The 20,375-nt window shown below is 56.7% G+C and carries 17 protein-coding genes and 3 tRNA genes; 2 read left to right on the top strand and 18 right to left on the bottom strand.

The annotated features are described in order from the left end of the window. Positions 1 to 41: 41 nt before the first annotated feature. From rlmB to nnr, 14 genes are all read right to left on the bottom strand, one after another. Entirely contained in the window at positions 42 to 776 is a 735-nt protein-coding gene (gene rlmB / locus F3J39_RS09060) for a 23S rRNA (guanosine(2251)-2'-O)-methyltransferase RlmB (RefSeq protein ID WP_039380618.1), read from the bottom strand. Between the two features lie 125 nt (positions 777 to 901). After that, positions 902 to 3,337 (bottom strand): ribonuclease R, encoded by a 2,436-nt coding sequence (gene rnr / locus F3J39_RS09055; protein WP_039380621.1) that lies wholly within the window; start codon positions 3,335 to 3,337, stop codon positions 902 to 904. Positions 3,338 to 3,352: 15 nt separating this feature from the next. Beyond that, on the bottom strand, positions 3,353 to 3,796 hold the full coding sequence (nsrR, locus tag F3J39_RS09050; protein ID WP_039380624.1) for a nitric oxide-sensing transcriptional repressor NsrR: 444 nt from the start codon (positions 3,794 to 3,796) through the stop codon (positions 3,353 to 3,355). A 194-nt stretch (positions 3,797 to 3,990) separates the two neighbouring features. Continuing rightward, entirely contained in the window at positions 3,991 to 5,289 is a 1,299-nt protein-coding gene (locus F3J39_RS09045; protein WP_071669175.1) for an adenylosuccinate synthase, read from the bottom strand. A 165-nt stretch (positions 5,290 to 5,454) separates the two neighbouring features. Further along, on the bottom strand, positions 5,455 to 5,655 hold the full coding sequence (locus F3J39_RS09040; protein WP_039380628.1) for a DUF2065 family protein: 201 nt from the start codon (positions 5,653 to 5,655) through the stop codon (positions 5,455 to 5,457). A gap of 54 nt (positions 5,656 to 5,709) precedes the next feature. Further along, complete coding sequence (gene hflC, locus F3J39_RS09035) at positions 5,710 to 6,714, bottom strand: protease modulator HflC (RefSeq protein ID WP_039380630.1); 1,005 nt, start codon at positions 6,712 to 6,714, stop codon at positions 5,710 to 5,712. A 3-nt stretch (positions 6,715 to 6,717) separates the two neighbouring features. Then, the gene (gene hflK, locus F3J39_RS09030; protein WP_071669173.1) at positions 6,718 to 7,953 is read right to left on the bottom strand and encodes an FtsH protease activity modulator HflK; all 1,236 of its coding nucleotides are present in this window, start codon (positions 7,951 to 7,953) and stop codon (positions 6,718 to 6,720) included. A 218-nt stretch (positions 7,954 to 8,171) separates the two neighbouring features. Further along, positions 8,172 to 9,452: a ribosome rescue GTPase HflX gene (gene hflX, locus F3J39_RS09025; protein WP_104085381.1), complete on the bottom strand. Its 1,281-nt coding sequence runs from the start codon at positions 9,450 to 9,452 to the stop codon at positions 8,172 to 8,174. A gap of 80 nt (positions 9,453 to 9,532) precedes the next feature. Then, positions 9,533 to 9,847, bottom strand: coding sequence for an RNA chaperone Hfq (hfq, locus tag F3J39_RS09020; protein WP_039380637.1), 315 nt, complete (start codon positions 9,845 to 9,847; stop codon positions 9,533 to 9,535). Positions 9,848 to 9,947: 100 nt separating this feature from the next. Beyond that, positions 9,948 to 10,898 carry a tRNA (adenosine(37)-N6)-dimethylallyltransferase MiaA gene (gene miaA / locus F3J39_RS09015; RefSeq protein WP_094112182.1) on the bottom strand — a complete coding sequence of 317 codons (951 nt, stop codon included), beginning with the start codon at positions 10,896 to 10,898 and terminating at the stop codon, positions 9,948 to 9,950. Continuing rightward, entirely contained in the window at positions 10,891 to 12,780 is a 1,890-nt protein-coding gene (gene mutL / locus F3J39_RS09010; protein WP_145339504.1) for a DNA mismatch repair endonuclease MutL, read from the bottom strand. The genes miaA and mutL overlap by 8 nt, the downstream gene beginning before the upstream one ends. Before the next feature lie 40 nt (positions 12,781 to 12,820). Continuing rightward, positions 12,821 to 14,482 carry an N-acetylmuramoyl-L-alanine amidase AmiB gene (gene amiB, locus F3J39_RS09005; RefSeq protein WP_094111854.1) on the bottom strand — a complete coding sequence of 554 codons (1,662 nt, stop codon included), beginning with the start codon at positions 14,480 to 14,482 and terminating at the stop codon, positions 12,821 to 12,823. Next, entirely contained in the window at positions 14,479 to 14,952 is a 474-nt protein-coding gene (gene tsaE, locus F3J39_RS09000) for a tRNA (adenosine(37)-N6)-threonylcarbamoyltransferase complex ATPase subunit type 1 TsaE (protein WP_039380649.1), read from the bottom strand. Before tsaE ends, amiB begins: the two co-directional genes overlap by 4 nt. A 6-nt stretch (positions 14,953 to 14,958) precedes the next feature. Beyond that, the gene (nnr, locus tag F3J39_RS08995) at positions 14,959 to 16,473 is read right to left on the bottom strand and encodes a bifunctional ADP-dependent NAD(P)H-hydrate dehydratase/NAD(P)H-hydrate epimerase (RefSeq protein ID WP_071669171.1); all 1,515 of its coding nucleotides are present in this window, start codon (positions 16,471 to 16,473) and stop codon (positions 14,959 to 14,961) included. Here nnr and queG point away from each other — a divergent pair. After that, the gene (gene queG, locus F3J39_RS08990) at positions 16,472 to 17,611 is read left to right on the top strand and encodes a tRNA epoxyqueuosine(34) reductase QueG (RefSeq protein ID WP_104085379.1); all 1,140 of its coding nucleotides are present in this window, start codon (positions 16,472 to 16,474) and stop codon (positions 17,609 to 17,611) included. The genes nnr and queG overlap by 2 nt on opposite strands. Before the next feature lie 425 nt (positions 17,612 to 18,036). Here queG and F3J39_RS08985 read toward each other — a convergent pair. The 4 genes from F3J39_RS08985 to orn form a co-directional block, all read right to left on the bottom strand. After that, a tRNA-Gly gene (locus tag F3J39_RS08985) sits at positions 18,037 to 18,112 on the bottom strand. A gap of 25 nt (positions 18,113 to 18,137) precedes the next feature. Continuing rightward, positions 18,138 to 18,213 (bottom strand) — tRNA-Gly (locus F3J39_RS08980). 78 nt (positions 18,214 to 18,291) lie between these two features. Next, positions 18,292 to 18,367 (bottom strand) — tRNA-Gly (locus F3J39_RS08975). 218 nt (positions 18,368 to 18,585) lie between these two features. After that, positions 18,586 to 19,134, bottom strand: a complete 549-nt coding sequence (gene orn / locus F3J39_RS08970) for an oligoribonuclease (protein ID WP_039380653.1) — start codon at positions 19,132 to 19,134, stop codon at positions 18,586 to 18,588. 102 nt (positions 19,135 to 19,236) lie between these two features. On the opposite strand from orn, the gene rsgA reads away from it, so the two are divergent. Next, entirely contained in the window at positions 19,237 to 20,286 is a 1,050-nt protein-coding gene (gene rsgA / locus F3J39_RS08965) for a small ribosomal subunit biogenesis GTPase RsgA (protein WP_039380655.1), read from the top strand. The last annotated feature ends 89 nt before the right edge of the window (positions 20,287 to 20,375 follow it).

Here is a 20,375-nt window from a genome sequence, read left to right as displayed (position 1 = left end):
TACAGGAGGGGAAAGCGCTTGTTGATATTTTGCGGTGCCGATCACGCCTGGCGCTGGCGCACGGCCTCAAACAGGCAGACGCCGGTCGCCACCGAGACGTTCAGCGAAGAGACGCTGCCTGCCATCGGAATGCTGATCAGCTCATCGCAGTGTTCGCGCGTCAGGCGGCGCATACCTTCGCCCTCCGCCCCCATCACCAGCGCCAGCGGACCGGTCATTTTGCTCTGATAAACCGTATGATCCGCCTCACCGGCAGTGCCAACGATCCAGATGTTGTATTCCTGCAGCAGTCGCATAGTGCGCGCCAGGTTAGTGACGCGAATGAGCGGAACGTTTTCCGCAGCGCCGCTGGCGACTTTTTTTGCCGTGGCGTTAAGCGGTGCAGCACGATCTTTCGGCACGATGACCGCATGAACACCCGCCGCGTCAGCACTGCGCAGGCAGGCACCCAGGTTGTGTGGATCGGTTACGCCGTCGAGGATCAGCAGAAAAGGTTTCTCCAGCGACTGCAGCAGATCGGGCAGATCGCCCTCCTGGTAATTTTTACCCGGTTTGATACGCGCCACGATGCCCTGATGCACGCCGCCCTCTACCTGTGCATCGAGCCACTGGCGGTTAGCCAGCTGGATCACAATACCCTGAGCTTCCAGTGCGGCAATCAGCGGCTGCAGGCGGCGATCGTCGCGCCCTTTGAGAATGAAAACTTCCTGAAAACGCTGGGGGTCGCGCTCCAGCAGCGCCTGCACGGCATGAATGCCAAAAACTATTTCGCTCATTATTTTGCTCAAGATTGGGTTAGAACAGCGATCGCTGAGATCCGGGTTCAGGATGCGCGCGGCGGCGCATCCGGTACAGCGCGTAAAGCATACCCGGATTGCCTGTCAGGACAATCCGGTGACCATCAGGTCGCGCTGCTTTTTTTTGATGCCCGCTTAGCCTTAGTGGCGGCGGCGATTTTACGGGTTTTCTCAGAGACTTTATTGCCTTTTTTCTCACTTTTCTGCGCAGCAGCCGGTTTCTTTTCACCACGGAAAGCCGCATCCGGTTCAAAGTTGCCTTTTTTACCCGCGTCGCGACGGCGCTTTGTGGCAGGTTTGCCGCTGCGCTTCTCGCGTTCCCGCGCGGTTTTGCCTTCGCCACGCGGCACGCGCTTGCTGGAGATCAGTGCAAAATCGATTTTACGCTCATCCATGTGCACCGCATCCACGCGCACTTCCACCGCATCGCCAAGACGATAGGTACGGCCGCCTGACTCGCCGATCAGACGCTGTCCGACGGCATCAAAGCGATAGTAGTCGTTATCCAGCGTGGAGACATGCACCAGGCCATCGATGAACAGATCGCTCAGCCGCACAAAGAAGCCAAAGCCGGTCACGCTGGAGATCACGCCGTTAAACACATTGCCCACCTGATCCTGCATGAAGTCGCACTTCAGCCAGTCAGCAACGTCGCGCGTCGCTTCATCAGCGCGGCGCTCGGTCATCGAACAGTGCTGACCCAGCTGCAGCATCTGCTGCATATCATAGTGGTAGCCGCCGTTCGGCGTAGTGATACCGTTTTCCATGCCCTGCTCTTTTGCCAGCAGATATTTAATCGCCCGGTGCAGCAGCAGATCCGGATAGCGGCGGATCGGCGAAGTAAAGTGGGCGTAAGAAGCCAGCGCCAGACCAAAGTGTCCGCGGTTTTCCGGATCGTAGACCGCCTGTTTCATGGAGCGCAGCAGCATGGTCTGCAGCATCTCAGCATCCGGACGCTCGGCGATCTGATCCAGCAGTTCGGCGTAGTCCACAGGCTGCGGTTTTGCGCCGCCCGGCAGGCTCAGACCCAGCTCGCTCAGTACGGTGCGGAAACTGGTGATGCTGTCTTCACTCGGACGATCGTGATCGCGGAACAGCGCCGGCTCCTGGTGTTTCTCCACAAAGCGGGCAGACGCAATGTTAGCGAGGATCATGCACTCTTCGATAAGTTTATGCGCGTCGTTACGTACCGTGCGCTCAACGCGCTCAATACGGCGCTCAGCGTTGAAGATAAACTTCGCTTCTTCCGTTTCAAATGAGATGCCACCGCGCTGCTCGCGTGCGGTTTCCAGCACCTCGTACATAGCGTGCAGCTCTTCGAGATGTTTTACCTGTGCCGCATACTGCTCACGCAGCTCGGGATTACCCTGCAGGATATTCCAGACTTTGTTATAGGTCAGTCGCGCGTGTGAGTTCATCACCGCTTCATAATGCTTATAGCCGGTCAGTTTACCGCTGGCAGAGATAGTCATCTCACAGACCATGCAAAGGCGGTCAACCTGCGGATTCAGCGAGCAGAGGCCGTTGGAGAGGATCTCAGGCAGCATCGGCACGACCTGCGACGGGAAGTAGACTGATGTTCCGCGCTGATGCGCTTCGTCATCCAGCGCCGTACCCGGCCGCACGTAGTAACTTACGTCAGCGATCGCTACCCACAGGCGCCAGCCACCACCGCGCTTTTTCTCGCAGTAGACGGCATCATCGAAGTCGCGGGCATCTTCGCCATCAATGGTAACCAGCGGCAGCTGACGCAGATCGATACGTCCCTGCTTCGCCGCTTCCGGCACCTCTTCTTTCAGCTTCGCAATCTCTCTTTCGACCTCTTCCGGCCAGGTGTGCGGAATTTCATGCGTACGCAGCGCCATATCAACTGCCAGACCGGTGCCCATATTGTCGCCGAGGATTTCGGTGACTTTACCGATAGCTTTGGTGCGGCGCGTGGCGCGCTGCACAATCTCGACCACGACAACAGAGCCCATCCGGGCATCAAGCGTTGCGTCCTGCGGAATAAGAATATCAAAGCTCAGACGGCTATCGTCCGGCACCACGAAGCCCGTGCCGGCATCGGTAAAGTAGCGGCCGACAATCTGGCTGTTGCGCGGTTCAAGCACCCGCACCACGCGCGCTTCACGGCGACCTTTACGATCGGCACCGCCTGGCTGCGCCAGGATCACGTCGCCATGCAGGCAGAATTTCATCTGTTCGGCGGAAAGATAGAAGTCATCTTTTTGCCCTTCAGCGCGTAAAAAGCCGTAGCCGTCACGATGGCCAATCACTTTGCCGCGCAGCAGGTCGAGGCGTTCCGGCAGCGCATAGCACTGACGACGGGTAAAGACCAGCTGACCGTCACGCTCCATTGCGCGCAGACGACGGCGCAGCGCCTCCAGCTGATCTTCACTGGTGATGTTTAACGCCCCCGCAATCTCTTCGCGGCTGGCTGGTTTTTCCCGCTGCTCCAGCAGCCCGAGAATAAATTCGCGGCTGGGGATCGGGTTATCATATTTTTCAGCTTCTCTGTCCTGAAAAGGATCTTTTGACATTAGGTTCCTCCGATGTCATTTGGAGTGGATTGCCACCGGCGGTTCGGACAATAGGATGTGGTAGAGCGAATCGTTGTTTCTTACCAGATCGGCCAGCGTATAGTTATCCAGCTCCTGCAAAAATAACTGCACGGCGTCATTAAGCGCCTTACGTAAGCGGCAGGCTGGGGTGATGGCGCAGGTGTCACAGTTAACTAACTGCAGCGGCTCCATCTTTCTGACAACGTCGCCAATAATAATTTTTTCCGGGTCCATACCTAAACGAATTCCGCCGTTTTTGCCGCGTGTAGCAGCTACAAAGCCGGCCCGGCTCAGTTGATTGATGATTTTTACCATATGGTTACGCGATACGCCGTAAGTATCGGTGACTTCAGTAATGTTAGTCTGCCTGCCCTCGGGCAGCGTAGCCATGTAAATCAGTGCGCGCAGACCATAATCGGTAAAACTTGTTAGCTGCACATATACCTCAGTAAACCATCAGATTTTTTAGTTTTAGCGCCAGCTGCGCGCTTCGATTAACAATGATGATAAACCAGTGCGGAAAAACCCGGAGCGCTTTTTTCATGCCCGTGTGGTCCTGAGCCGAAAAAAACAGAGTGAGCGGAAGCAGACAGCGGATAAACAGAGGCCGGAACATGTCCGGCCTGAGAAGATTATGCGTCGAACGGATCGCGCAGAATCATGGTCTCACTACGGTCCGGGCCCGTTGAGATAATATCAACCGGCACACCGGTTACTTCTTCGACACGCTTGATGTAATCACGTGCGGCCTGGGGCAGACCCTCCACGGTTTTGACACCAAAGGTGGTCTCACTCCAGCCAGGCAGAGTTTCGTAAATCGGTTCGATACCTTCCCAGCCTTCAGCTGCCAGCGGCGTAGTGGTCATCTCGCGGCCATCCGGCATACGGTAGCCGACACAGATTTTAACCTCTTTCAGGCCATCCAGCACGTCCAGTTTGGTCATGCAGAAGCCGGAAAGCGAGTTAATCTGTACGGCACGGCGTACAGCAACCGCATCAAGCCAGCCGGTACGGCGACGGCGGCCGGTAGTGGCACCAAACTCATTGCCCTGCTTGCACAGAAACTCACCGGTCTCATCAAACAGCTCGGTCGGGAACGGACCCGCTCCGACGCGAGTGGAGTAGGCTTTCACGATACCCAGCACGTAGTCGACATAGCGCGGACCGATACCGGAGCCGGTTGCCACGCCGCCTGCGGTGGTGTTAGAGGAAGTCACATAGGGGTAAGTACCGTGGTCGATATCCAGCAGGGTACCCTGCGCACCTTCAAACATGATCAGATCGCCACGCTTGCGCGCGCCATCCAGCAGATCGGATACGTCCACTACCATGCTGGTCAGGATGTCCGCTACGGCCATCACGTCGCTCAGCACTTTTTCGTAGTCAACGGCATCGGTTTTGTAGTAGTTCACCAGCTGGAAGTTGTAGAAATCAACAATCTCTTTCAGCTTGGCTGCAAAGGTCTCTTTGTTGAACAGATCGCTGACCCGCAGGCCGCGACGCGCCACTTTATCTTCATAGGCAGGCCCGATACCGCGGCCCGTGGTACCGATCGCTTTGGCACCGCGCGCTTTTTCGCGTGCCAGATCCATTGCAACGTGATATTGCAGGATCAGCGGGCAGGCTTCAGAAATCAGCAGACGTTCACGTACCGGCACACCGCGCGCTTCCAGACCATTCATCTCTTTCATCAGCGCTTCAGGTGACAATACCACCCCGTTACCAATGATGCTGGTAACATTTTCACGCAGGATGCCAGAAGGAATTAAGTGGAGGACGGTTTTTTCACCGTTGATGACAAGTGTATGGCCTGCATTGTGGCCACCCTGGTAACGCACCACATAATTAGCGCGTTCAGTCAGAAGGTCTACGATTTTACCTTTACCTTCGTCACCCCATTGGGTGCCCAGTACGACGACGTTCTTACCCATTTCTAAAATCACCGATTGCTTAAAAATGGATTCTACCATCGGTTTTTCACAGTTTCAGCACTTTTAGCACACGTTTGCGCTGTTTTTTGCCTGCCTTTTGTTCAGCTCACAACATGTTGGGGAGGCTCGGCCCGACAGGCACAACTTAACCGGTAAGCGGCGCGATTATCCCTGCATATGCTGGCTGAACAGGCAGTAAATCACCACGCCCGCTACAACCAGTCCACCGCCAAAACGATGCAGCAGGCGGTCAGGCAGCTGCGTCAGAGAAAGGATCATGCGCCGCCAGAGTCGCGGCATTAACATCGGCCCTGCGCCTTCCAGTATCAGCACCAGCGCAAGCGCCATCCAGATGGTTGAATTCATACGTTATCCAAAAAAAAGGGCCGACATCAGTGTCGGCCCTGGCTTTATAAGCGCTTATCGTGAAACGTTGGTCGGTGCTTTCATATAGCGGAAGAAATCGCTATCCGGGCTCAGCACCATGACGTCCTGATTATCCGCAAAGCTGTTTTCATACGCCCGCAGGCTGCGAATGAACGCATAGAAATCAGGATCCTGACTGAAGGCATCGGCGAACAGCTTGGCGGCTTCACCATCCCCTTCACCGCGCGAGATCAGCGCCTGACGCTGCGCTTCAGCCAGCGTACGGGTTACCTGGTAATCAGCCTGCGCACGCAGTTTTTCTGCCTCTTCCTGCCCCTGTGAACGCTGGCTACGGGCAACCGCTTCACGCTCGGCGCGCATGCGGTTGTAGATAGCGTCAGAGACTTCAGTTGGCAGGTTGATCTGCTTAATACGCACATCAACAACCTGAATACCCAGCGCCGCCATACTGTTTGGATTTGGCGCAGGCTCGCTGCTATTGGTTTCGCGCTCAACGCGTGCGGCAGCGCTGGCGATGGCATCATCTGCTGCCGGCGTCTGAACTTCATCATCGTTACCCGCGCTGCCCGTGTTCAGCGCATCGCGTACGTCAGTGGTCAGACGGCCACGCGAATCGGTCACAATATCTTTCACATCGAGGCGGCCCATTTCTGAACGCAGACGGTCGCTGAACTTACGTTTCAGCAGCACCTCAGCCTGAGAGATATCGCCACCGCCCGTTGCCAGGTAGTAGCGACTGAAGTCGCTGATACGCCACTTGATATAAGAGTCGACGATCAGATCTTTCTTCTCTTTAGTGACAAAGCGATCGGCCTGGTTATCCATGGTCTGGATACGCGCATCCAGCGATTTCACGGTTTCAATGAATGGGATTTTAAAGTGCAGACCCGGCGAATAAACCTGTGGCTTATTCTCGTCGTCGCGCAGGACTTTACCAAAACGCAGCACGATACCGCGCTGGCCCTCCTGCACAACAAACAGTGACGCGTAGAGCACCACCAGCACTACGATAATTACGGCGATGATTGGCTTACGCATCGGTTACTCCCTCCCTTCGCGCTGGGTATCGTTGCGCAGCGCGTTTGCGCGACGCTGGTCCATGACGCTGTCCGGACTATAAGATGAGTTACTGTTGCGATCGGCACTGCTGCCTGGCGACGAAGGCAATTTCATCAGGTTAGTGTTGTTCTGGCCACTCTGGCTGCCTGACTGGCCGTTGCGCAGCAGCTGGTCGAGCGGCAGTACCATCAGATTGTTGCTGCGATCGTTAACCAGCACTTTACGCGTATGACTCAGCACGCGCTCCATGGTTTCGATATAGAGACGCTCTTTGGTGATTTGTGGTGCTGCCTTGTACTCCGGCAGCAGACGCGCAAAACGGGCAACCTCACCCTGCGCTTCCAGTACGGTACGCTCTTTGTACGCTCGCGCTTCTTCCAGAATACGCTGCGCCTGACCGTTGGCACGCGGCTGCACTTCGTTGGCATAGGCTTCCGCTTCACGCACATACTGCTCACGGTTTTCGCGTGCGGCGATCGCATCATCAAACGCGGCTTTTACCTCTTCCGGTGGACGCGCCGCCTGGAAGTTTACGTCAAGCAGGGTGATCCCCATATTGTAGGGGCGAATCGTTTCGTCAATCTCACGCTGCGTATCGCTACGCACCACGGTACGCCCTTCGGTCAGAATGCGGTCCATGGTGGAACGACCAATCACGCCACGCAGCGCGCTGTCGGTGGCCTGACGCAGGCTGTCATCCGCGCTGGTTACTGCATAGAGATAGCGCTCCGGATCGGTCACGCGATACTGGACGTTCATCTCAACGCGTACCACGTTTTCATCGGATGTCAGCATCACGCCTGATGCAGCCAGCTCGCGCACGGCTTCAACGTTGACAGCGCGTACGTTATCAATAAATGTCGGCTTCCAGTTGAGGCCAGGCTCAACCAGATGACTGAATTTGCCAAAACGGGTTACAACACCGCGTTCCGCTTCTTTGATGGTGTAGAAGCCGCTTGCCGCCCAGATAATCACTACGGCTGCGCCTGCAATGCCAACCAGTTTGCCACCGCTACCGCCGCTGCGCTGACCGTTATCGTTCTGTTTGCCACCGCCCAGTCCGCCGAGTTTTTTACTCAGCTTACGGAAGATATCATCCAGATCGGGAGGCCCCTGCTCGCGCCCTCCTTTATTCCCCCCAGAGTTGCCGCCTTGATTATTGCTGCTTCCCCACGGGTCGCGGTCCTGTCCGTTATTTCCGGGCTGATTCCACGCCATGTTTCTACTCCATTTATTGTATTTACGTGTTTTACCTTTCACGTCGCCTGCCGCCGCGTGGTGAACTGCCTGCCCGCCGCCGGATCCGCTACAGAGGTAAGCATCCGGTCATGCGCGCAGTTGACGTTGCGCCCGCGAAACCCTGTTCCGGCGCAGACAGCCTGCAGTCATACTTACAGCACCATTCTCATGTGTCAGATAAAGGCGTTTGGGCAATATCAAACAATATAACTGGTTAGCAACGGCTCCTGTTTGCATAAGCGATGCCAGTCGATAATCGGCATACGCACCTGCAAACCCGTACTGCCATCTTCTTCATTCCACTCTTTTTCTATCGCCTGCAGCTGGTAAAAGCGGCTACGCAGACGTCCTGCTTCAGGTGGCAAACGCAGTTCATACTGCGCAATCTCACCTGCCAGCCGTTCTGAGAGCGCCTGCCACAATAGCTCCAGACCGACGCCGTTTTGCGCTGAGAGCCATACGCGCGTCGGGCGCTGCTCTTCATCGCGATCGATACGCGGTTCAAACCCATCCAGCATATCGATTTTGTTCATAACCAGCAGCGAGGGAATCTCATCCGCCTCAATTTCAGCCAGAACTTCATTCACGGCGTCAATGTTGTCGGTAACGCGTAAATCAGCGGCATCGATGACGTGCAGCAGCAGAGTTGCCTGGCGGGTCTCCTGCAGCGTTGCTTTAAACGCCGCGACCAGATCGTGCGGAAGATGGCGGATAAAACCGACGGTATCGGCCAGCACCACCTCGCCTACGTCGGCGACATTAAGACGGCGCAGGGTTGGATCGAGCGTGGCAAACAGCTGATCCGCCGCATACACATTGGCAGACGTTACCGCGTTAAACAGGGTGGATTTTCCGGCGTTGGTGTAACCCACCAGCGAAACAGTAGGCACATCAGCTTTGGCACGCGCCTGACGTCCCTGTTCACGCTGCTTTTCAACACGCTCAAGCCGCGACAGGATCTGGCTGATGCGACCGCGCAGCAAGCGCCGGTCAGTTTCCAGCTGAGTTTCACCGGGTCCACGTAGTCCGATGCCGCCTTTCTGACGTTCAAGGTGTGTCCAGCCGCGCACCAGGCGGGTGGCCAGATGGCGTAGCTGCGCCAGCTCGACCTGTAATTTCCCTTCATGGGTACGGGCGCGCTGCGCAAAGATGTCGAGAATTAAGCCGGTGCGATCGATAACACGACATTCGCACAGACGCTCGAGATTACGTTCCTGAGCAGGAGATAAGGCATGATCGAATAATACGACCGATGCTCCACTCGCTTTTACCGCATCGGCAATTTCAACTGCCTTTCCTTCACCGACAAAATATTTGGGATGTGGCGCTTTACGACTGCCGGTAATGACCTGCAGTGCATCGACGCCCGCAGAAGAGACAAGAGTTTCAAACTCCTGCAAATCTTCCAGCTCTTTGTCTTGGGAGAACCAGATGTGTACCAGTACGGCCTGCTCACCGGCATCATAACGGTCAAACAAGCTATAACCTCGCTAAAATAAAATAACCAGGACGGGAAAACCTGATTGCTCCCCGGCCCTGGCTTTACGGCTACGCAAACTTACTCTGCGCTATCACCGTCTTGTTGTGGCTGCGATTGAGCGCTCTGATTGCTTCCGCCGTGGTGGTAGTTACTGCTACCGCCGCCGCCCGCATTATTACTGTGATGCGAAACCGGACGCGAAGGAACCACGGTAGAGATGGCGTGCTTATACACCATCTGGCTCACTGTGTTTTTCAGTAAAATAACGAACTGATCGAAAGACTCAATTTGTCCCTGCAGCTTAATGCCGTTCACCAGATAAATCGAAACCGGAACACGTTCACGACGCAGTGCGTTCAGAAACGGGTCTTGTAATGATTGCCCCTTAGCCATTCTATCTTTTCCTTATATGCTTGTTGTTTGTTACTTAAGAACCGTGGTTCAGAAAAACTGCGTAAAAATTTGCGCACGCTAACCGATCAATTGTACACAATCAGCCCTGCTTAGCACTAACTACCTGAAGTACCGTGTCGCGGGCTGTTTCAGGCGCATCACTGTCTAACCAGTGCACACCTTCCCAGCCTCGTAACCAGGTCATCTGGCGCTTGGCTAACTGCCGGGTGGCGCAAATTCCCCGATAAACCATATCGTCATAGCTGATTTCGCCTGAAAGATAAGACCACATCTGGCGATAACCGACACAACGAATGGAAGGCATATCCGTATGCAAATCACCTCGCGCAAAAAGGGCACGAGCCTCCGCCTCAAAGCCTGACGCTAACATCTGGTCGTAACGCATTGCAATGCGCTGGTGCAGCATTTCACGATGCGCCGGAGCGATCGCAAACTGGTGCACATCGTAGGGTAGCGCTTCACCGGACGTTTTTGTCAGTTCCGTTAAAGTTTTACCCGAAATAAAAAAAACTTCCAGTGCTCGCGAAAGTCTCTGCGGATCATTCGGATGAATACGACTGCCGGCGACCGGATCGATTTCACACAGCTGGCGGTGCAGGGTTTCCCACCCTTGTTCAGCCGCCGTTTGCTCTATTTGCTGACGTATTTGCGGATCGGCCGGGGGCAGCGGCGACAATCCTTCAAGCAACGCCTTAAAGTAGAGCATGGTTCCACCAACAAGCAGCGGAATTTTACCTTCCCGGGTAATCTCCGCCATTTCTGCCAGCGCATCGCGACGAAATTCAGCGGCAGAATAACTCTCCGCCGGATCGCGTATGTCCAGCAGACGGTGAGGAGCCAGCGCCTGCTCTTCAGCTGAAGGTTTTGCTGTTCCTATATCCATCCCGCGATAGATCAGGGCGGAGTCAACGCTAATCAGCTCTACCGGCAGCTGCTGGCGTAATGCAATGGCCAGCGCGGTTTTGCCAGAGGCGGTTGGCCCCATCAAAAAAATAGCCTTTGGCCGGCCAGCCTGGTTTAGTTCACTCATGCTTTAACGCGTTAATCGCGCTCTCAATATCCAGGGTCTGTAACAGACCTGAAGGCGGCGACTTCAGCAGCTGCGGACAGAGCCGTTCCAGCTCCGCCAGTAGCGCAATCGCCTGCGAGTGATTCCAGTGTGGCTCCTCTGCATCCTCACGACGTGCCAGCCACTGAGCCAGCATGGACGCAGAAACCTCTTGCTGCCGGGCCAGGTAGCCTAACAGTTCTGGAATCAAGATTTGTAAATTTTGTGTTCTTAACGGTAAAGGCACCGCGCGCAGGGTGACATGCTGCCCATCCCGCTGCAAATCAATACCCATCTGCTGCAGCAGCGCAGCCCGGGTGGTAATAACCTCCTGCTCACTGGCGGCAATTTTCAGGCGTACCGGTATCAGCAGCGGCTGCGGCCGCAGCCCCTCCTCCCCCGGCTGAAGCTGCGCCTGCTTTAGCCAGCGCGAAGCGACGGACAGCGAGAGTAGCTGGAGCGCTGCGCCCCGCTCCAGCAGCGCATAGCGCTCGCGGACGACGCTGAGCACGCGGCCAAAACTCTGCGCGTGCGCGGCCAGCGGTGCACCAGCTGTGGGCTCGCGTGTTCTCTGTGGGGCTGCCGGAGCCGGTGTCGGTGCCGCGGGTGCGGCTGAGGGCGTCTTCAGCAACTGCTGATACGCGGCGCCCTCACGGGCGCGATACGCGGGTTCTTTATGCTGCCAGCCTGCGCCCGCGTTTCCGCTGCGGGCAGGCGCACGATCGCGCGGGCTGGCGGCGGCGTCGTCAGGCCGGGATGGGGCAGCGGCAGGCTGAGCAAAATGGTTACCGCCGGCAGCCTGACGGTTCTCTGGCTGCCACGGTGCAGCAGGCTCTTTTACCGCGACTTCCGGCAGCTCCGCACTGCGGCTCGCCTGCAGCACGCTCATCACGCCCTGCCAGATAAAGTCATGCACCAGTCGCGACTGGTGAAAGCGCACTTCATGCTTGGCAGGATGAACGTTGACATCAACCTGATGCGGGTCGATCTCCAGATAGAGTACATAGGCAGGCTGCTGATCGTCGCCCCCCTGGGCCTGCCAGGCCTGGCGGATGGCATGGTTGATCAGCTTGTCGCGCATCATACGACCGTTGACGTAGCAATATTGCAGGTCCGGAGTTTGCCGCGCGCCAGCCGGATCGGCTACCCAGCCGCGTAGCGCGAGATCGTCATGCTGCCAGTCGATACGCAGCGCATGCTGCATAAATGCCGTACCGCAGATCGCGCCCAGACGTCGTTCCTGTTGCGACGTCTGCGTCACGCCGCGGTACTGACGCACCAGTTTACCGTTGTGCGTGAGCGAAATCGCGACGTCAAAACGCGCCAGCGCAATGCGACGGATCACTTCATCAATATGGGTGAACTCCGTTTTTTCCGTGCGCATAAATTTGCGCCGGGCCGGCGTGTTGTAGAACAGATCCAGCACCTCCAGCGAGGTTCCCACCGGATGGGCCGCCGGCTTAACGGTGACCTGCATATCACGCCCTTCGGCGTACGCCTGCCACGCTTCCTGCTGATCGGCGGTGCGTGAGGTCAGCGTCAGACGGGAAACTGAACTGATGCTGGCCAGCGCTTCACCGCGAAAGCCGAGGCTGGCTATCGCTTCGAGATCGTCCAGCGACGCAATTTTACTGGTAGCGTGACGCGCCAGCGCCATCGCCAGCTCTGCTTTGGGAATACCGCAGCCATTATCGCGAATGCGAATCAGCCGGGCTCCGCCTTTTTCAATATCGATATCGATACGCGTTGCGCCGGCATCGAGGCTGTTCTCCACCAGCTCTTTTACAACCGATGCCGGACGCTCAACCACTTCGCCAGCGGCAATCTGGTTTGCCAGCTGCGGCGGTAAAATCTGTATAGGCATGGTGGTGATCCTTGTAGCTTGCTGGCCCGAAGGCCAGCGATCAGGATTGAGGAATTTTTAAATTCTGTCCCAGCATTACATTGTCTGACTTCATATTATTGGCCTGCATAATCGCTTTCGGACTCACGCCGTAACGCACGGCAATGGCCGTCAGCGAATCACCGCGAACCACTTTGTGGCGCGCCGGGCGTGCAGCCGTCGTGCTGACGCGGCTGCCGGCAGGTACTTTCAGGCGCTGCCCCACCCAGACCACGTCGCGCTTCAGGTTGTTGAGATCGCGCAGCGTCGCCATGCTGACCCCATACTTTGCGGCGATTCCCGACAGCGTTTCGCCGCGCGTTACCGTGTGGCGCTGCGTCACGCCCGTATACTGTACGGTTCCGCTGGCGGGATTGCTGGCGACGCTAACCGCTGGTGCGCTGTCCAGCGGCCGGTTTTCCTGCTTTGGGACGGACTGTAACGGATGTGCGAGGAAATAACTGCGCAGGCCTTTATGGATCGCCAGCGCAATTTTTTCCTGGTACGCACTGCTGCCAAGCAGCCGCTCCTCCCCGGCGTTACTGATAAAGCCGGTTTCAACCAGTAAAGATGGAATATCGGGTGAACGCAACACGCCAAGGCTGGCGTGCTCCGGCAACCGTTTATGCAGCGGCGTGATGCCGCGTAACTGCTGCAGAACTTTGACCGCTACGTCATAACCGACGCGCTGTGAGTGGCCAAACTGCAGATCCAGCACCGCCTGGCTGAGATAGGGATCGGCCTGGCTGTTCGCCAGCAGATCGCCCGCTCCGCCCAGCAGCTCAGACTGTTTCTCTTTCTGCTCCAGCCAGTTTGCCATTTCGTTATTGGCGCGCCGGTTTGACAGCACCCAGACGGAAGCGCCGGTTGCCGAGTGGTTTGGCGCCGCATCGGCGTGAATAGAGACCAGCAAATTGGCGTTCTCTTTGCGGGCAACCTCTGAACGTCCCATCACCGAGATAAAGTAATCGCCGTTGCGCGTCAGCACCGGTTTAAACATCGGATCCCGATCCAGCAGCGCTTTAAGCTTGCGTGCAATGGCGATAGTAACGTTTTTTTCCCGCAGCCCGCGCTGCCCCATCGCCCCCGGATCCTGCCCGCCATGACCGGCGTCAATGGCCACAATCACCGCATCGTTAAGGGTAACCGCGCCGCCCGGACGTATCGTGGTGTTGCTGTTGGTCACCGCGGTGACCGGATTGCCATCAAACGGATTGCCCTGGCTGCTGGCTACGCTGGCGCTCTGGCGCGCAGCGGTAACCGGCGCGGCTGCGGTGCTGCTGCGGTTTACCGGCCGGGTGCCGCGCAGGGTAAACACCACGCGATAATTATTGCCGTCACGCTGCGTCGCAGCGCGCGTTTTAGTGGACTGGTTTAAATCAAATACCAGCCGGATGCTCTGGGCATCTTTAGGCTGGCTGTTGCGAATGCGCTGCACGATGTTTTCACCGCTGAAGCTCAGCGGCAGCCCTTTGATCGTGCCGCTCTGGCGAATATCCAGCACCACCCGGTCAGGGTTATGCAGCGGAAAAAAACCGTATACCGGCTGGCCGTTGAAGCTGAGCGTCACCGTTGCCTGATTCGCCCCGTTCTCAACTTTAATATCTGAAAGCGTGGCGGCAAATGACGTAGCGGAAAACAGGCAGAGCACGACCAGCACGATGCTTTTTATCCGTGGCTTCATGCCGGATCTCCCTGCTGCATCTGCTCCAGCAGCACGGCGCCGTGTGCGGAAACCGCCGTGATTTCTGCTTCACGCCCCGTTTCTGCATAACGCAGCGTCAGTGACAGATCGGGCTCGGGCAGAAAGCCTGCGCCCTGCTGCGGCCATTCAACCAGACAGAGCGCCTCACCGCTGAAATAGTCGCGGATACCCATAAACTCCAGCTCTTCCGGATCGGCCAGGCGATAGAGGTCGAAATGATAGAGGGTACGATCGCCAATCTCATAGGGCTCAACCAGCGTATAGGTCGGGCTTTTAACATTGCCCTGATGACCGAGCGCCTGCAGAAAGCCGCGGCTGAACGTCGTTTTACCGGCGCCCAGATCGCCATACAGATAAATAACGGCCGCGCTGCTGCAAACGCGAGCCAGTTGCGCACCCATTTTCAGGGTTGCCGCCTCATCGGGCAAAGAAATTACACAGGTTTTCATGCGTTATTATTGCATCATCTCTGGATTAACAAACTGCCACAGTTGCTCAAACAAATCAGTGGCTAACATACCGCGCGTTCCGTGCTGACGGGCAACTGCATCGGCCGCTGCGCCGTGTACCACGCAGCCCGCACAGGCGGCTTCAAACAGCGAAAGCTGCTGGCCCAGCAGGGCCGCAATGATACCGCTCAGCGTATCGCCCATGCCGCCCGACGCCATACCGGCGTTACCGACATCAGCAATGGCAATATCGCCCGCGGCGCTGGCAATGACCGTACCGGCGCCTTTCAGAACCACGACTCCGCCATAACGCCGGGCCAGGTTCTGCGCGGCCTGCAGGCGATCGTGCTCGATCTCACTGGTTTTTACTCCGAGCAGCCGGGCCGCTTCGCCGGGATGCGGCGTAATGATGCGATTCTGACGGTTATCCGGATTGATTGCCAGCAGGTTAAGCGCATCTGCATCCCAAAGCATGGGCTTTTCACAAGCCGCGACCTGCTGCAGCGCCTGCTGTGCCCAGTCGCGTTGTCCCATACCCGGCCCAATCGCCACGACGTCCGCCCACGCCAGCGCGTTATGCAGTTTTTCGCGCGTAAATGCATCAACCATCAGCTCAGGACGTGCGGTAATAAGCGGACCGATATTATCAGCCTGCGTCAGCACGCGCACCAGTCCGGCACCGCTGCGTAGTGCCGCCTCGCCGGTCATACGGATGGCGCCGGCAGTACCGCTGTCGCCGCCAATAATCAGCAGCTGTCCGTGATCGCCTTTATGCGAGGTCGCCTGGCGCGGTTTAAGCCAGCGCGTCAGGTGCTCCGCTGCATAGCGCCGGACAGGCGCCTGTTGCCCGCTGAGCCAGGCATCAAGGCCCAGCGTATCGCAGTGCAGCTCACCGACATGATCGCGTGCTTTTCCCGTCAGCAGACCCGGCTTCAGCGCAATCATGCTCAGCGTGCGACTGGCGACAACCGCCGCACCTGGCGTAGCACCGGTCGTCGCCAGTAAGCCGGACGGCACGTCGATAGCGAGTACCGGCGCGGTGTGCTGATTGATCGCTTCAATCAGGGGTGCATAAGGTGCCGCTGGCGCGCGGCTGAGGCCGGTGCCCAGCAGCGCGTCCACAATCAAATCGACCTGCTCCGGCCACGGGCTGTCTGCGGCATGAATCTCGCCGCCTGCGTCCAGCCAGGCTTCGCGCGCCTGCCGTGCTTCATCAGGTAGCGGCCTGCTGCCTTCACACGCCAGCAGCGTGACCGCCATACCGGCTGCCTGAGCCAGCCGCGCAATGACGTAGCCATCACCGCCGTTGTTGCCGTGGCCGCACAGGATCAGCCAGTGCCCGGCCTCTGGCCAGCTCTGGCGCGCCAGGGTAAAGCTCGCCTGACCGGCGCGCTGCATCAGTTCATAAAGCGTCAGCCCCAGGCTGTCTGCTGCATCCTGCTCCAGCTGCGCCATGGCCTGCGCAGGCCAGACAGAGTGTGGTAAACTGCGCGCGTTTGCATCAACTGCCTGGTTTCTCATGTCATACCCTCTCGATCTTCAACAGCTTGCTCAACAGATTAAACAGTGGGGCCGCGACCTCGGCTTTCAGCAGGTCGGCATCTGCGACACCGATTTACGTGCTGAAGAGCCAAAGCTACAGGCGTGGCTGGACAAGCAGTATCACGGTGAGATGGCATGGATGGCGCGCCACGGCATGATGCGTGCGCGTCCGCATGAACTGTTGCCCGGCACGCTGCGGGTGATCAGCGTCCGCATGAACTATCTGCCCGCAAAAGCGGCTTTTGCCCAAACTCTGAAAAATCCTCAGCTTGGCTACGTCAGCCGCTATGCGCTGGGTCGCGACTATCACAAAGTATTGCGCAATCGTCTGAAAAAGCTCGGAGAAATGATCCAGGCGCACTGCAGTGAACTCAATTTTCGCCCGTTTGTGGATTCCGCTCCCGTAATGGAGCGGCAGCTGGCGGCGAAAGCGGGCCTCGGCTGGACCGGAAAACATTCACTGATTCTGAATCGTGAAGCGGGCTCATGGTTTTTCCTTGGTGAACTGCTGATCGATCTGCCGCTGCCGGTGGATGCTCCCCAGGAGGAGCAGTGTGGCCGCTGCGTCGCCTGCATGACGATCTGCCCGACCGGGGCCATTGTTGAGCCCTATGTTGTGGATGCGCGGCGCTGTATCTCCTACCTCACCATTGAGCTGGAAGGCGCCATCCCTGAAGCGTTGCGTCCGCTCATCGGCAACCGTATTTATGGCTGTGATGACTGCCAGCTGATCTGTCCCTGGAACCGCTACAGCCAGCTGACGGATGAAGCGGACTTTTCACCGCGTGCGGTACTGCATGCGCCAGAGCTGACCGCGCTGTTTGGCTGGGACGAAGCGCGTTTTCTGCGCGTGACGGAAGGCTCGGCAATCCGGCGAATCGGTCATCTGCGCTGGCTGCGCAACATTGCCGTGGCGCTGGGCAATGCCCCCTGGTCAGCTGAATGCGTGGCGGCGCTGCAGCAGCGACGCGGTGAAGATCCGCTGCTGGATGAGCATATTGACTGGGCGCTGGATCAGCAGCAGCAGAAGCGCGCAGCTGAAGTTATTGAGGTGCAGCCTGCGAAAACGCTGCGTTTAGTCCGCGCCGTGGAAAAGGGTCTGACACGTGATGCATGATTGAGCGCATCTGCTGCACACAGGCTTGTCCACACGCTGTGCATAAGATTTTTTCATAAAAATAGTGACGCACAGGCATGCGTGGTCTATAGAGACCATTAACATAATGAAATAGTGATTTATATAATAAAAACAATTAATTGAATGTAAATTGTAAACTTATATTTGCTGAATAACGCGCAGGCGTCGAGCCAGAGCTTGTGGATAACTCTGTTTAAAAGGGTTTTGCATGATGGGTATAACGCCGCCTTTCAGGCGCGGACAAATTGTGGATAACTTGCAGCGGTATGCAGCAAACCATCGGCAATATCGACGCTGACACAGCGTGTGTAATGTTCAGAACAACGCAGACTGCAGAAAGAGCAAAAGCAGTGCTTAATGTCTGATGACGCCCGCAGGCAGGAAACAATCGTGAATAAGAAAACTGGAGCGGGAAACGAGACTCGAACTCGCGACCCCGACCTTGGCAAGGTCGTGCTCTACCAACTGAGCTATTCCCGCAAAGAGGTTACTACAAAACAGATTCTGGAGCGGGAAACGAGACTCGAACTCGCGACCCCGACCTTGGCAAGGTCGTGCTCTACCAACTGAGCTATTCCCGCATTATCGTTGATATTCAGCCTGCTGCTATGCGGCAAAGCAAAATATCTGATATTGGTATCTGACTACATCTTTAAATCTGGAGCGGGAAACGAGACTCGAACTCGCGACCCCGACCTTGGCAAGGTCGTGCTCTACCAACTGAGCTATTCCCGCATCATCATCGCGACTATCTGAACCGGCGTAACTTTCACGCGGAGGGATAAACGCTGATGCTTTACTGCTGCGCACCACACGAAATTCTTCATCGGTACGGGGTGCGCATTATACGAGAATTCGTTTTTGCCGCAAGCCTCTTATCGCAAAATTTTGCGCTTTCAGCGCGTTTGCTGATTTAATCGACAAAATGATGCTTTACTGTGCATTTCAGGCCGTTAAAGCTGCAAAAAATGCTCGCGATAGTACGCCAGCTCCGCGATTGACTCGCGAATATCATCCAGCGCCTGGTGCGTACCCGCTTTTTTAAAGCCCGGCAGGATCTGCGGTTTCCAGCGTCGCGCCAGCTCTTTCAGCGTGCTGACATCCAGATAGCGGTAATGGAAGTAGGCTTCCAGCTCTGGCATATAGTTAAACAGAAAACGGCGATCCTGACCGATGCTGTTGCCGCAAATCGGTGAAGTGTTGGCAGGCACCCACTGCTGCAGAAACGCCAGCGTGGCTTGTTCTGCCGCCCGATCGTCATACTGACTCGTTTTGACCCGCTCAACCAGGCCACTGCCGGTATGGGTCCGCACGTTCCACTCATCCATCAGGGCCAGCTGCTCATCAGACTGATGCACCGCCAGTACCGGCCCCTCAGCGAGCACGTTTAAGTTTGCATCGGTAACGATCGTCGCGATCTCAATAATGCGATCGCGAAGCGGATCGAGTCCGGTCATTTCAAGGTCGATCCAGATCAGGTTATTTTCGTTTCCAGCTGTCATCTATTTTCCATCCATTGCCAGTGTCGTCATTCGACCGCGTTAAGGTGTATCATAGACGTTTTGCCCAGCGGGGCGAAGCCTGGCGAAAGCGTGAGAGGATGCGTGAGCAAAAATAAACTGTCGAAGGGTCAACAACGTCGCGTAAGCGCAAACCATCAGCGTCGTCTGCAGCAACGGAGTGAAAAACCGGAGCCTGATGATAGCCTGTTTGGCGATGCGTCTGAGGGCGTGGTGATCAGCCGCTTTGGCATGCACGCAGATGTCGAAGACCAGGCGGGCGAAGTGCATCGCTGTAATATCCGCCGCACTATCCGCTCGCTGGTTACCGGCGATCGCGTTGTATGGCGTGCAGCGAATGAAAATGGCGGTAAAGGTATCGTTGAAGCGGTACACGAGCGTAAAACCGTGCTGACCCGCCCCGATTTTTATGACGGCGTAAAGCCTATCGCGGCCAATATCGATCAGATCATGATCGTGTCAGCTATTTTGCCGGAGCTTTCGCTCAATATTATCGACCGCTATCTGGTCGCCAGCGAAACGCTGGGTATTGAGCCGTTACTGGTACTCAACAAGATCGATCTGCTGGATAGTGACGCGCGTGCGTTTGTTGATGAGCAGATGGATATCTATCGCCATATCGGCTATCGCGTGCTGATGGTCTCCAGCTACGCACAGGATGGCCTGAAAGATCTGGAAGCGGCACTGACCGGGCGCGTCAGCATTTTTGCCGGCCAGTCAGGCGTGGGTAAATCGAGCCTGCTGAACCGGCTGCTGGGACTGGATGTTGCCGGCAGTGAGATTCTGACCAATGATGTGTCGGATGTGTCCGGACTGGGTCAGCACACCACGACCGCCTCACGTCTTTACCACTGCCCGCACGGCGGCGATGTGATCGACTCGCCCGGAGTGCGTGAATTTGGCCTGTGGCACCTTGAGCCGGAACAGGTTACCCGCGGGTTTATCGAATTCCGCGAATTTCTCGGCAGCTGTAAGTTCCGCGACTGCAAGCACGATACCGATCCCGGCTGCGCAATCCGTGAAGCGGTAGAGAATGGCCTGATCAACGCGTCGCGCTTTGATAATTACCACCGTATTCTTGAGAGTATGGCGCAGGTAAAAACGCGTAAAAACTTTTCTGCCGATGAAGATTGATCGGTAAAACGACATAGTCGCTAACTCACCGGGGCGCTGCTACAATCCGCCCCCCTTTTTTACGTAAACCACAGGTATTAAGCCAGGAG

It is taken from the genome of Pantoea sp. Acro-807 (genome assembly GCF_011752675.1).
In the GTDB taxonomy this organism is placed as follows: domain Bacteria; phylum Pseudomonadota; class Gammaproteobacteria; order Enterobacterales; family Enterobacteriaceae; genus Pantoea; species Pantoea eucrina.
This window is presented reverse-complemented; position numbering and strand designations above follow the sequence as displayed.